Here is a 12,395-nt window from a genome sequence, read left to right on the forward strand (position 1 = left end):
GCCCCGTTCACCTGCGCGTACGTGAACCGGCTGTCGCCGAACACGATCGCGGTGCGGTCGGCGTACTTTTCGGCCGAGTTCTCCAGCAACGATGCGAGATTTCCCATGCGGGCCACCATAGACCGCCTCGTGGGATCAGCGCATCGGCTCCGTCCGCGGCGTGGACGCCCCGCGGCGGCGCGGCAGACAGAGCTGGGCTGCCAGCAGCCCGGACGCGCCCACCACGGCCCACAGCGCCCAAGGGGCGATCGCGAACACGGCGCCGCCGATGAGCGGTCCGGCGCCCGTGCCGAGCGTGTACGCGACGCCGTACAACCCCTGGTAGCGCCCGACCAACCGCGGCGGAGCCAGACTTCCCAAGTAGGCCTGGGCGACGGAGGTGGACATCATCTCGCCGATCGTCCAGATCAGCACCGTCGCCGCGAGTAGGCCCATGTCGGTCATCAACCCGGTCAGCGCCAGACCGACACCGATGAGCAGGTTGCCGATGGCCAGGACGTACTCGAGCCGGTATCGGGAGACCGCGCCGGTGATGGGCAGCTCCAGCACCAACACCAGCAGACCGTTGAGCCCGATGAGGAGACCGAAGTCGCGCGCGCTCAGACCCACGTCGCTGACGTGCAGGGGCAGGCCGACGGTGGACTGGATGTAGACGAACTCGGCGACCACGGTCATCAGCAGGAATCGCAGCAGGGTGCGGTCGGCGAGCGCCTGCCGGTACCCCACTGCAGGGTCCGCCTGGGTGTCCACGTCGTCCTGGCCCGACCGCGGCTGGGGCGCGTCCCGCAGCAGCATCGCCATGACCACGCCGAACAGCAGGCACGCAGCGGCATTGGCCAGGAAGAGCTCTACATAGGAGGTGCTGGCCAGCACACCGCCTATGACGCCGCCCAGGGCAGCGCCCATGTTCATCGCGAACCGGAACACCCCGAAGGCGGCGAGCCGTTGCTGGTTGGTCGTCACGGAGTCGAGCAGGACCGCGGCCGCGGCCGGCCGGTAGATCTGCGACGTCACACCGATGAGACCGACCACCGCGACGATGATCGGGAACGGTCCCAGGAACGGCACCACCGCCGTCAGCCCGGCGGTGGGCACAGCGGACACCACGATCGTCCATCGCCGGCCGATCTTGTCGGTGAGGTAGCCACCAACGGCGTTGCCGACCATGTTGCCCAGACCGGCCACGCCCAGCACCAACCCCGCGGCACCGGCGGAATAGCCGCGCTCCGTCAGGTAGAGCACGATGAACACGGGCAGGAAGGCGCCGACCCGGTTGACCAGGATGCCGAGACTGACGATCCACACCCGGCCGGGCAGGCCGCGCAGAGCGTCGCGGAATCGCAGCTCGTCGACCCCCGACTTCAACACCAGTGAAACCATAACGGTGGTTGCACTCAGACGCAACCGGCTTTCGGGCTATGGTGGTGTCGAATCCAGGCGATGCGACGACGGCAAGGGAGCGAGAGCGATCACGACGACAGTTCCAGGCAAGGGCACGGCGACGCCGGCGCAGGCTGACCTTCTGTGCGCGTTCGCCAACACGCTCGACGTCGACGTCGACGCCGAAACGAAGGATGCCCTTCCTGACGCGGCCGCCCTCACCGACTGGCTCCGCCAGGGCGATCTGCTCGATGTCGACGACCAGGCAGGCAGGCGCGACCTCGATCTTGCACTCACACTCCGGTCCGGGCTGCGCGAGGCGATGCTGCGCCACAGCGAGGGCGACCACACGTCCCGGGTGCCCGACCTCGACGCGACAGCCACCGCCCTGCCACTCCGGATCGTCTTCGACGGCACCCGTCCCAGGCTCGTTCCGGCAGTCGGCGGTGCCCGGGGCGGTCTGGCCCGGCTCCTCGTGGCGGTGGCCGAGGCGCAGGCCGACGAGACGTGGGTGCGCATGAAGCTCTGCCTCGCAGGCGACTGCCAGCTGGCGTTCTTCGACATGTCGAAGAACCGTTCGCGGCACTGGTGCTCGATGGGCGTCTGCGGGAACCGGCAGAAGACCCTCAGCTACCGCGCCCGCCAGCGAGCGAAGCGTCCTTGACTCAGAAGCGCTCGCCGGTGAGCTGCTCGTACGCCTGGACGTAGCGTTCGCGGGTCTTCTCGACGATGTGGTCGGGCAGTGGCGGTGGCGGCAGGTCGGCAGACCGGTCCCAGCCGCTGTCGGCCGAGATGAGCCAGTCGCGGACGAACTGCTTGTCGTAGGAGTGCTGAGCGTGACCGGGTCGCCAGGTGTCCGCCGGCCAGAACCGCGAGGAGTCGGGCGTGAGCACCTCGTCCGCGAGGACGATGGTGCCGTCGGGCCGGGCCCCGAACTCGAGCTTGGTGTCGGCGAGGATGATGCCCCGTCCACGCGCGATGCCTTCGGCCCGGGCGTAGATGGCGAGGGTCAGGTCGCGCAGCTCCTCAGCCGTCTCCTGCCCCACCGTGCGGACGACCGCGCCGAAGTCGACGTTCTCGTCGTGCTCGCCGATGTCGGCCTTCGTGGCAGGCGTGAAGATCGGCTCTGGCAGCCGCGACCCGTCGACGAGCCCGTCCGGCAGCGGAACGCCGCAGATCTCGCCGGTCGCCTCGTAGTCGAGCAGGCCGGACCCGGCCAGATAGCCACGCGCGACGCACTCGACCGGGAACATGTCGAGCCGCTCGCACACCAGCGCCCGGCCGCGCACCTGGTCGGGTACCTGCGTGGACACGACGTGGTTGGGCACAAGATCGGCCAGCTGCTCGAACCACCACAGCGACATCCGGGTGAGGATCTCGCCCTTGTCGGGGATGCCCGGCGTCAGCAGATGGTCGTAGGCGGAGATGCGGTCGGAGACGACCATGAGCAGGTCACCGGACTCGAGGGAGTAGAGGTCGCGCACCTTGCCCGAGTGGACGTGTTGGGCATCGGGGACGTCGATCGGCACGCGCTCAGCGTAGTGGTGAGCCCTCCTCGAGCAGAGCCCTACTTGGCGAACTCGGTCCACCACTGCACGTGGTAGAAGTGCGTCGCGACGATGACGACCACCGCGACGAGAAGCCCGACCCAGCGGTAGGGCGGGTCTGGTTTGGGCCGCTCGAGCGGATCTGGCCTGGCCATGGGCTCAGAGAATCGCGCCCGGCGTGTAGGCGGCGGCCCCGGGGTTGGCAGCGACGAGCTCGTCGATGCGGGTGACGACCTGACGTACCTGCTCGGTGGCGGCGCCGGTGAACTCCAGTGGCGATGCGACGAGTGAGGTGAGGTCGGCCTCCGTGAGCCCGAGCCGGTCGTCCGCGGCCAGACGGGCGAAGAGGTCGTTGTCGGCCGTGCCCTTCTCACGCATCTCGAGAGCGACCGCCACGGCGTGCTCCTTGATGATCTCGTGCGCGTCCTCTCGACCCACACCGGCCCGAACGGCGGCCACGAGGACCTTCGTCGTTGCCAGGAAGGGCATGTACCTGTCGAGCTCGCGCTGCACCACGGCCGGGAAGACGCCGAACTCGTCGAGCACCGTCAGGAAGGTCTCTAACAGGCCGTCGGCGGCGTAGAACGCGTCCGGCAGCGCCACGCGGCGGACCACCGAGCACGACACGTCTCCCTCGTTCCACTGGTCGCCGGCGAGCTCACCGACCATCGACGCGTAGCCCCGCAGCACGACGGCCAGACCGTTGACGCGCTCGCACGAGCGGGTGTTCATCTTGTGCGGCATCGCACTGGAGCCGACCTGGCCCGGACGGAATCCCTCGGTGACCAGCTCGTTGCCGGCCATCAGACGGATCGTTGTGGCCAGGTTCGACGGGGCCGCCGAGAGCTGCACGAGAGCCGTGACCACGTCGTAGTCGAGCGAGCGGGAATACACCTGTCCGACGCTCGTCATCACCGTGTCGAAACCGAGGTGCGCGGCCACGCGTCCCTCCAGCTCCGCCAGCAGCGCCGGGTCGCCGCCGAGGAGGTCGAGCTGGTCCTGGGCAGTGCCGACCGGGCCCTTGATGCCACGCAGCGGGTAGCGGGCGATGAGGTCGTCGAGGCGCCCCATGGCGACGAGCAGCTCGTCGGCCACGGTGGCGAATCGCTTGCCCAGCGTGGTGGCCTGAGCAGCGACGTTGTGGCTGCGACCGGCCAGGACAAGCTCGGCGTGCTCGGTGGCCAGCCTTCCGAGCCGGGCGAGGGTGGCGATGCTTCGGTCGCGCATGACCTGCAACGACGCGAGCACCTGCAGCTGCTCGACGTTCTCGGTGAGGTCGCGCGAGGTCATGCCCTTGTGGATGTGCTCGGCGCCGGCCAGTGCCGCGAACTCCTCGATGCGTGCTTTGACGTCGTGGCGAGTGACCTTCTCGCGCTCGGCGATGGAAGCGAGGTCGACCTGGTCGACGACGGCCTCGTAGGCCTCGATCACGCCGTCGGGCGTCTCGACACCGAGGTCGCGCTGGGCTCGGAGCACGGCGATCCACAGTCGTCGCTCGAGCACGATCTTGTGCTCGGGCGACCAGATGCGGACGATCTCGGCCGAGGCGTACCGCGTGGCCAGGATGTTGGGGGTCACGCCGCTATTCTCCCTCACCACTCGCGGCCAGGGCGATGTCGGTGCGGTGGTGCGAGCCACGAATGTGGATGTAGTCGACGCTCTCGTAGGCGCGCTGTCGGGCCTCGGCCAACGTCGAGCCGGTCGCCGTCACGGACAGCACACGTCCGCCGGCGGTGACGAGTCGGCCCTCGGCATCACGTGCCGTGCCGGCGTGGATGACATCGACGTGCTCGATCGCGTCGGCCACCTCGATGCCGTCGATGACGTCGCCGGTGCGGGGCGTGCCGGGATAGTTCTCCGACGCGATGACGACCGTGACGGCGGACGCGTCCTTCCAGGCCGGAAGGCCGACGTCGGCAAGCACCCCGGTTGCGGCGCCGTGCAGCAGGCTCGAAAGCGGAGTGTCGAGCAGGGCGAGCAGCGCCTGGGTCTCCGGATCGCCGAAGCGGGCATTGAACTCGACCACCTTCACACCGCGGCGGGTGAGGGCGAGACCCGCGTAGAGCAGACCCTGGAACGGCGTGCCGCGACGCGCCATCTCGTCGACGGTTGGCACGAGCACGCGGCGGGTGACGTCGGCGACGAGGTCGTCGGGAGCCCAGGGCAACGGCGTGTAGGCGCCCATGCCGCCGGTGTTGGGGCCGGCGTCGTCGTCGAGGGCACGCTTGAAGTCCTGGGCCGGTTGCAGTGGGAGCACCGTGCTGCCGTCGGTGATCGCGAACAGCGAGACCTCGGGGCCGTCGAGGAACTCCTCGATCACGACCCGGCCGCACGCAGCGGCGTGATCGAGGGCCTCCTGCCGGTCATCGGAGACGACGACGCCCTTGCCTGCTGCGAGTGCGTCGTCCTTGACGACGTAGGTCGGGCCAAAGGCGTCGAGCGCGTCGGCGACCTCCTCGGGGGTCTCGCACACGTGCGCGAGGGCGGTCGGCACCTCGGCCGCGGCCATCACCTGCTTGGCGAACGCCTTCGAGCCCTCGAGGTGCGCAGCCGCGGCGCTCGGTCCGAAGCACGCGATTCCGGCGGCGCGCACGGCGTCGGCGACCCCAGCCACCAGCGGCGCCTCAGGCCCGATGACGACGAGCTCGGCCCCGACGGACGAGGCGAGGGCGGCGACGGCGTCACCGTCGAGCGGGTCGACGTCGTGCCGGGTGGCGACCATCTCCATGCCCGGGTTTCCGGGGGCGACGTGCACCTCGGTGACGTGCGGGTCACGCGAGAGCGAGAGCACCAGGGCGTGCTCGCGTCCGCCGGTACCGATGACAAGGGTTCTCACGGGCAGTCAGCCTAGGGTGTCACGACGCCTTGACGGCGACGAGGCGTTCGACGACGCCCCGGTTGAACCGCTCACGTTCGGTGATCCGGAAGCCGTGGCGCTCGACACTCTCCGACGGCCGGCGAGTCATGTGGTCGCCGTTCATGCGCATCGACACCACCTCGATGGCCCGCTGGAACCACCGGACCGGCCGGACGGAGCTTCGGATGTGGTCAACGAGTATCAGCCGGCCGCGATCACGCAGGACGCGGTGCATCTCGGCGAGGGCGACGTCCGGGTCCGGGATGTTGCAGAGGGAGAACGTGCACACGACCGAGTCGAATGAACCGTCGTCGAAGGGCAGGTCCTGCGCATCGCCCTCACGCAGATCGACGTCGCGGCCGGCTGCCTGGGCGCGGCGACGCCCGATCTCGAGCATGGCCGGGCTGAGGTCGATGCCGACGACCGCGGTGCCTGGGTCGTAGAGCGGGATGTTCAGCCCGGTGCCGACGGCGACCTCGAGCACGTCACCCGACGCGCGGCTGCACGCCCACTCGCGGTTGTCCTCCCCGAGGACCCGACGCTCCCACCAGCCGATCTGCTGGTCGTAGCGGTAGGCGGACTTGTTCCAGGCACGTCGACGGTGCTCGTTCTGTTTCTCCCGGTCTTCGTCGGACTCCGTCATGGAGTCAGAATGCCGCTCAGGGTCTTCCGACTGTCGGTGGGGTGAGGTTTGATCGAGACATCCAACGAGGGAGAACGAATCATGGTCACACGACTCAACCCGTACATTGCGTTCGCCGGCAATGCCCGCGAGGCGATGGAGTTTTATCAGTCGGTGTTCGGCGGCGAGCTCGACATCAGCCCGTGGGGCGACATGCCGGACATGCCCGGCAACAGCCCGGACATGCACGACAAGCTCATGCACTCGCAGCTCACTGTCAACGACAGCGTCACCCTGATGGCCGCCGACATGCCTGAGGCGAAGGGTCCCGAGGGATCACCGATCACGATCTCGCTCAGCGGCGAGGACGAGTCCCAGCTCCGCGGCTGGTGGGAGAAGATCTCCGAGGGTGGGGAGATCTTCGCACCCTTCGAGAAGGCGCCGTGGGGCGACACCTTCGGCCAGTGCACGGACAAGTTCGGTGTCGGCTGGATGGTCAACGTCGCCGGCACGTCGGGGTAGCTTTCGACGAGCTCAAGGACCGAGGGCTCAAAGCAGGTCGTGCACCTGCACGGTCTGCTCGCGGCCCGGGCCGACGCCGACCGCTGAGATCCGGGCGCCCGACATCTCCTCGAGCGTCTTCACGTAGGTCTGAGCGGTGGCCGGGAGGTCACCGAGCTCACGGGCGCCGGAGATGTCCTCGGTCCACCCGTCGAGGTACTCGTAGACGGGCGTCGCGTGGTGGAAGCCCGTCTGCGTCATGGGCATCTCGTCGACGCGCTCGCCGTCCACGTCGTACGCCACGCACACCGGGATGCGTTCCCAGCCGGTGAGCACGTCGAGCTTGGTGAGCACGAAGTCGGTGACGCCGTTGATGCGTGCGGCGTAGCGGGCGATCGGCGCGTCGTACCATCCACAACGTCGCGGTCGTCCGGTGGTGGTACCGAACTCCCCGCCGTTCGTGCGCAGCCGCTCGCCGTCCTCGTCGAACAGCTCCGTGGGGAACGGGCCCTCCCCCACGCGAGTGGCGTACGCCTTGACGATGCCGATGACCCGCGTGATCTCCGTGGGCGCGATTCCCGAGCCTGTGCAGGCGCCGCCCGACGTCGCCGACGACGACGTCACGAATGGATACGTGCCGTGGTCGACGTCGAGCAGCGTGGCCTGGCCGGCCTCGAGGAGAACCGTCTTGCCGCGGCCGAGCGCCTCGTGCAGAAGCAGGGCGGTGTCGGCGACCATCGGGCGCACGCGGTCGACGTAGCCGACCAGCTCGTCGACGATCTCGTCGACGCTCACGGCGCGGCGGTTGTAGACCTTGGTGAGCATCTGGTTCTTCAGCTCCAGGGCACCCTCGACCTTCTGGGTGAGGATCTTCTCGTCGAAGAGGTCCTGCACCCGGATACCGAGCCGGTTCATCTTGTCGGCGTACGTGGGGCCGATGCCGCGGCCGGTGGTGCCGATCTTGCGGCTGCCGAGGAAGCGCTCGCCGACCTTGTCGAGGGTGCGGTTGTAGTCGGCGATGATGTGCGCGTTGGCGCTGAGCAGCAGCCGGCTGGTGTCGATGCCGCGCTTCTCAAGGCCGTCGATCTCCTCGAACAGCACCGACAGGTCGACCACGACGCCGTTGCCGATCACCGGCACGCAGCCCGGGCTGAGGATGCCGCTCGGCAGGAGGTGCAGGGCGTACGTCTCGCCATCGATGACCACGGTGTGGCCGGCGTTGTTGCCGCCGTTGAACTTGACGACGTAGTCGACGCGGCTCCCGAGAAGATCGGTCGCCTTGCCCTTGCCCTCGTCGCCCCACTGGGCTCCGACGATGACCACTGCTGGCACGGGACGCACCACCCTTGCGCAGAAGACAAGCCCCGAACGACGGGGCTCTTACCACCGCAGTCTAGGCCGTGTCTGTCAATTCGCGCGAGCGACCGGGCGACATCCGCGTCCGGCTGACAAGGACGAGGAGGGAGGCAGGCCGGGTCGCCTGGCGACCGACGAGGACGCCGTCAGGCGGGATGCGGGGTCGTCCGGACGCCGCGTGGAATTGGCAGACGCGGCCTAGACCGGCCGCCCTCTACGCTTCCACTCATGACGGACCTCATCGCGCTCGCCAACGCCGACGCCGGCAGCTCGACGGAGGCGGCCACGGCTGAAGCCGTCGACGTGCTGAGGAAGCGATTCGACGTCGAGGTCGTCACGACATCGACACCTGACGACGTCAGGCACGAGCTCGAGGCACGGACCGACGTCGACACCGTCGTCGTCCTCGGAGGCGACGGCAGCCTGCACGCGGTGGTCGCCGCGCTGCGCGACATCGGCCGGCTCGACTCCGTGACGCTGGGCCTGGTGCCGCTCGGCACGGGCAACGACTACGCCCGCAGCCTCGACCTGCCCCTCGAACCGGCCCAGGCCGCCCAGGTGGTGCTCGACGGCCATGTCGAGCAGGTCGACCTCGTGATCGACGGCGACGACAAGGTCGTGGTCAACGCCGCGCACATCGGCATCGGGGCCGAGGCCGCCGCCAAGGCCAAGCCGTGGAAGGTGCTGGGGAAGGTCGGCTACGGGATCGGCGGCCTCATCACCGGGTTCACCACCCATTCGGCCCGCGTGGAGGTCTACCTCGACGGTGAACCGCTGCCCGCGCGCGACAAGGTCCTGCAGGTGGCCGTCGGCAACGGCCGCTTCGTGGGTGGCGGCGCAGAGATCCTGCCCAAGGCTGACCCCACCGACGGCGTTCTCGACGTCGCGGTCTCCTACTCGGTCGGTGTCTGGAAGCGCCTGTCCTACGCATGGCACCTTCGCCGGGGCGAGCACCCGGGCCGCGACGACGTCGTCTACCGCAACTGCAAGTCCGTCGAGGTCCGCGGCGAGGAGCTGCGCTGCACGAGCGACGGGGAGCTGACCCCGCCGGCCCCCGTGCACTCGTGGCGGATCGAGCCCGGAGCGCTTCGGATGCTCACGCCCCAGAGTTGACGAAGTGGCGCGAAAACCACCACAGGTCGCGGGGCGGATTCAACCGGTCGTCGCAACACCGGGTGGGTTTGCTTGTTTCCAGAGTAGGTCTCGCAGGACTTCTTTCGGGGTCAGGAATCCATGACGTTTGCGGGGTCGCTCGTTCAGCTGGTTCGCGACGAAGTCGAGGTAGTCGGCGTGGTATCCGGACAGGTCCGTGCCCTTGGGAAAGTACTGGCGCAGCAACCCGTTGGTGTTCTCGTTTGACCCGCGCTGCCATGGCGAGTGCGGGTCGCAGAAGTAGATGTCCATGTCCAGGGCAGCGCTGATCGCGTGATGATTGGCCATCTCTGAGCCTTGGTCCCAGGTGGTGCTCTTGCGCAGGAACTCGGGTAGCCGGCCCATCTGGGTGATCATCTGTGCTTGGACGTCGTCGGCGCCGTGACGTTCGGGCAGATGCAGCAGCATCACGAAACCAGTGTTGCGCTCGACCAACGTGCCGATCGCCGAGGCGGAGTTCTTGCCGACGATCAGGTCACCTTCCCAGTGGCCGGGAACGGCGCGGTCTTCGACCTCGGGGGGCCGTTCGCTGATCATCACCATGTCCTTGATCCGGCCGCGGCGTTCACTCTGGGCCTGGTGGGGTTTGCGCAACGCCCGCCCGGTGCGCAGACAGGTCGCGAGCTCACGGCGCAGCGCTCCGCGTCCCTGGACGTAGATCGACTGGTAGATCGTTTCGTGCGACACCCGCATCTCCGGATCATCGGGGAACTTCAACCGTAGTCGCGCCGCGATCTGCTCCGGAGATTCCTTCACCTTCAACCGACGCTGCACCTCCGCACGCAGTCGCAGGTTCGTCGTGAGTTTGGCGTCCTTGGGCCGAGCCCGTCGCTCCGCGCCGCGGCGGTGAGCCTTCGACGGTGAATAGTTCCACGGCCGGGTGATCGGCCGGCCCGCCGCTGACGGGTTCAACGCCGAGCGGGTCCGGTACTGCTGGTGATACATGTTCGCGCGCAGCTCCCTGAGCACCGTCGACGCCGGTCGTCCGATCGCTCGGCCAATCTGCCGCAGCGACTCCCCGGCATGGACCCCGGCGTGGATCCGCTCCCGATCTTCCAGACTCAGATAGCGGGAGGTGGCCGGCGGCACGAGCGTCATCGGTGGCATCCCGCCACCCTGACGGAACCAACGGCCAGCGGTATGACGATTCACGCCCACGGCCTCCGCCGCCGCGACCAACGACGAACCCCCGCGAATCAAGATCCAGAACCGACGCTGCCGATCAACATCAGATGAACGCCCCATACAACACTCCAAGAATCAGAGTGTTGCGTCGACCCCTTGAACCCAAGCGGTTTCGGTGGTGGTCTAGGCGCCAAATCTGGGCGTCAGGGCTCGACCAGCTCGGCGTAGGCCTCCGGGCTCGACTCGTGCAGGAACTCGCGGCAGCGATGTGCCTCGGACGCGTCGTCGAGCCGCTCCGAGGCCGTGGCCAGTGCCGCCAGCGAGCGGAGGAAGCCGCGGTTCGGCAGGTGCGACCAGGGCACCGGGCCGTGTCCTTTCCAGCCGTTGCGACGCAGCAGGTCAAGGGACCGGTGGTAGGCAGTACGCGCGAACGCGTAGCCCTCCAGGTCACGGCCCTCGCCGAGCGCCGCCTCGGCGAGCAACGCCCAGGCGAGCGCGGAGTCCGGGTGGACCGCCGCGACGTTCTGGACGTCACGCCCCTCGTAGATGGCCTCCGCACCGGTGTCGGTCGGCAGCTTGGTCTCCGGCGGTTCGCCCAGCAGGTTCGTCATGCGCCGACCCTACGATGGCGGTCCCAGCGCCTGAGCGACGCCCGATGTCAACCGCGCAGCTGGGAAGCCAAGGGGCAGTCGAACGGGTCCCGCGCGCGGAGCCCGACGTTGTTGAGGTAGCCGACGACGATCGCGTAGGAGTGGAACAGGCCGACCTCCGTGTAGGCGATGCCCTCGCGCTCGAGGTGCGCCCGCACGAGCGGTCGCGCCTTCTTGAGATTGCACCGGGGCATGTTCGGGAAGAGGTGGTGCTCGATCTGGTAGTTCAGGCCACCCATCGCCCAATCGGTCACGGGATTGCCACGCACGTTCCGCGACACCATCACCTGGCGCCTCAGGAAGTCCAGCTTCATCGTGGGCGGAACCAATGGCATGCCCTTGTGGTTCGGCGCGAATGACGAACCGAGGCAGAACCCGAACACCGCCATCTGGACCGCGAAGAACGCCACCGCCTTTCCCACCGGCAGGAAGGTCAGCAGGATCGCGACGTACGCCGTCAGGCGTGTGATGACCATAACGAGCTCGATCCGGCGCCACGGCTGATCTCTGTTCGCGTCCAACGCGGTGCGGATGCTCGAGTAGTGCAGATTGAGTCCCTCGAGCGTCAGCAGGGGGAAAAACAACCACCCCTGGTGGTCCACGAACCATCCGGTGAACCCCGACCGGCGATCCGCCGCGATGTCCGGCGTGAACGCCAGCGCACCTGGCCCGATGTCGGGATCGACGCCTTCCCTGTTGGGTGCCTGGTGGTGGGTGTTGTGCTTGGCGCGCCACCAGGCGAAGCTCAGGCCGGCGAAGCAGCCGGCGAGGATGCGCGCCGTCCACGAGTTCCAGGTCGTCGAGCGGAACATCTGACGGTGCGATGCGTCGTGGCCGAGGAAGCCGAACTGCGTGACGACGACACCGAGCGCCGCAGCGAGCACGAGCTGGAACCACGAGTTGCCCAGGACGAAGAAGCCGACCCAGATGCCGGCGAACACCGCGACGTGCACGCCCATCTGCACCCAGTAGTAGAGGTGCCGGCGCTGCAGCAGTCCCGCGTCGCGCACCTCGTGCATCAGATCCGTGTAGTTGCTGGTGTACTGGTCGGACGGTTTCGTCAGGGTCTCGGTCATCGGCTTGCCCGCGAAGCCGTCCCCGATGTCACCGGGGCCAGATGCCTGGTTGTCGCGGGTTGGCCTTCGTGCTCTCGGCTCGAGTACGTCCGGCGGGCATGACGGTCGAGGGCCATGATGACGCGTTGC

General features: G+C 68.3%; 13 protein-coding genes. 3 read left to right on the plus strand and 10 right to left on the minus strand.

Annotation, left to right across the window (positions count from 1 at the left end; all coding sequences use genetic code 11):
- Positions 1-135: 135 nt before the first annotated feature.
- Positions 136-1,368 (minus strand): MFS transporter, encoded by a 1,233-nt coding sequence (locus ACRDPN_RS08060; protein ID WP_431446893.1) that lies wholly within the window; start codon positions 1,366-1,368, stop codon positions 136-138.
- A 16-nt stretch (positions 1,369-1,384) separates the two neighbouring features.
- Here ACRDPN_RS08060 and ACRDPN_RS08065 point away from each other — a divergent pair, with 16 nt between their 5' ends.
- Positions 1,385-2,044 carry a CGNR zinc finger domain-containing protein gene (locus tag ACRDPN_RS08065; RefSeq protein WP_431446894.1) on the plus strand — a complete coding sequence of 220 codons (660 nt, stop codon included), beginning with the start codon at positions 1,385-1,387 and terminating at the stop codon, positions 2,042-2,044.
- Between the two features lies 1 nt (position 2,045).
- On the opposite strand, the gene ACRDPN_RS08070 is transcribed toward ACRDPN_RS08065, so the two are convergent.
- The 5 genes from ACRDPN_RS08070 to ACRDPN_RS08090 are packed head-to-tail and all read right to left on the minus strand — an operon-like array spanning position 2,046 to position 6,427.
- On the minus strand, positions 2,046-2,909 hold the full coding sequence (locus ACRDPN_RS08070) for a phosphoribosylaminoimidazolesuccinocarboxamide synthase (RefSeq protein WP_431446896.1): 864 nt from the start codon (positions 2,907-2,909) through the stop codon (positions 2,046-2,048).
- 38 nt (positions 2,910-2,947) lie between these two features.
- Positions 2,948-3,082, minus strand: coding sequence for a hypothetical protein (locus tag ACRDPN_RS08075; protein ID WP_431446897.1), 135 nt, complete (start codon positions 3,080-3,082; stop codon positions 2,948-2,950).
- 4 nt (positions 3,083-3,086) lie between these two features.
- The gene (gene purB / locus ACRDPN_RS08080; protein ID WP_431446898.1) at positions 3,087-4,505 is read right to left on the minus strand and encodes an adenylosuccinate lyase; all 1,419 of its coding nucleotides are present in this window, start codon (positions 4,503-4,505) and stop codon (positions 3,087-3,089) included.
- A gap of 4 nt (positions 4,506-4,509) precedes the next feature.
- Positions 4,510-5,763, minus strand: a complete 1,254-nt coding sequence (gene purD / locus ACRDPN_RS08085) for a phosphoribosylamine--glycine ligase (protein ID WP_431446900.1) — start codon at positions 5,761-5,763, stop codon at positions 4,510-4,512.
- A 19-nt stretch (positions 5,764-5,782) separates the two neighbouring features.
- Entirely contained in the window at positions 5,783-6,427 is a 645-nt protein-coding gene (locus tag ACRDPN_RS08090) for a class I SAM-dependent methyltransferase (RefSeq protein WP_431446901.1), read from the minus strand.
- 81 nt (positions 6,428-6,508) lie between these two features.
- Between ACRDPN_RS08090 and ACRDPN_RS08095 the strand changes: the two genes are divergently transcribed.
- Positions 6,509-6,928, plus strand: a complete 420-nt coding sequence (locus tag ACRDPN_RS08095) for a VOC family protein (RefSeq protein WP_431446902.1) — start codon at positions 6,509-6,511, stop codon at positions 6,926-6,928.
- Between the two features lie 27 nt (positions 6,929-6,955).
- On the opposite strand, the gene ACRDPN_RS08100 is transcribed toward ACRDPN_RS08095, so the two are convergent.
- Entirely contained in the window at positions 6,956-8,251 is a 1,296-nt protein-coding gene (locus ACRDPN_RS08100; RefSeq protein ID WP_431446904.1) for an adenylosuccinate synthase, read from the minus strand.
- 240 nt (positions 8,252-8,491) lie between these two features.
- On the opposite strand from ACRDPN_RS08100, the gene ACRDPN_RS08105 reads away from it, so the two are divergent.
- Positions 8,492-9,376, plus strand: coding sequence for a diacylglycerol/lipid kinase family protein (locus tag ACRDPN_RS08105; protein WP_431446905.1), 885 nt, complete (start codon positions 8,492-8,494; stop codon positions 9,374-9,376).
- Positions 9,377-9,415: 39 nt separating this feature from the next.
- Here ACRDPN_RS08105 and ACRDPN_RS08110 read toward each other — a convergent pair whose 3' ends face one another.
- The 3 genes from ACRDPN_RS08110 to ACRDPN_RS08120 form a co-directional block, all read right to left on the minus strand.
- Positions 9,416-10,660: an IS30 family transposase gene (locus ACRDPN_RS08110; protein WP_431446907.1), complete on the minus strand. Its 1,245-nt coding sequence runs from the start codon at positions 10,658-10,660 to the stop codon at positions 9,416-9,418.
- 83 nt (positions 10,661-10,743) lie between these two features.
- Positions 10,744-11,151, minus strand: coding sequence for a DUF3151 domain-containing protein (locus ACRDPN_RS08115; protein ID WP_431446908.1), 408 nt, complete (start codon positions 11,149-11,151; stop codon positions 10,744-10,746).
- 47 nt (positions 11,152-11,198) lie between these two features.
- Positions 11,199-12,266 (minus strand): fatty acid desaturase family protein, encoded by a 1,068-nt coding sequence (locus tag ACRDPN_RS08120; RefSeq protein ID WP_431446909.1) that lies wholly within the window; start codon positions 12,264-12,266, stop codon positions 11,199-11,201.
- Between the last annotated feature and the right edge of the window lie 129 nt (positions 12,267-12,395).

This window comes from Aeromicrobium sp. (genome assembly GCF_050700635.1).
Classification (GTDB): domain Bacteria; phylum Actinomycetota; class Actinomycetes; order Propionibacteriales; family Nocardioidaceae; genus Aeromicrobium.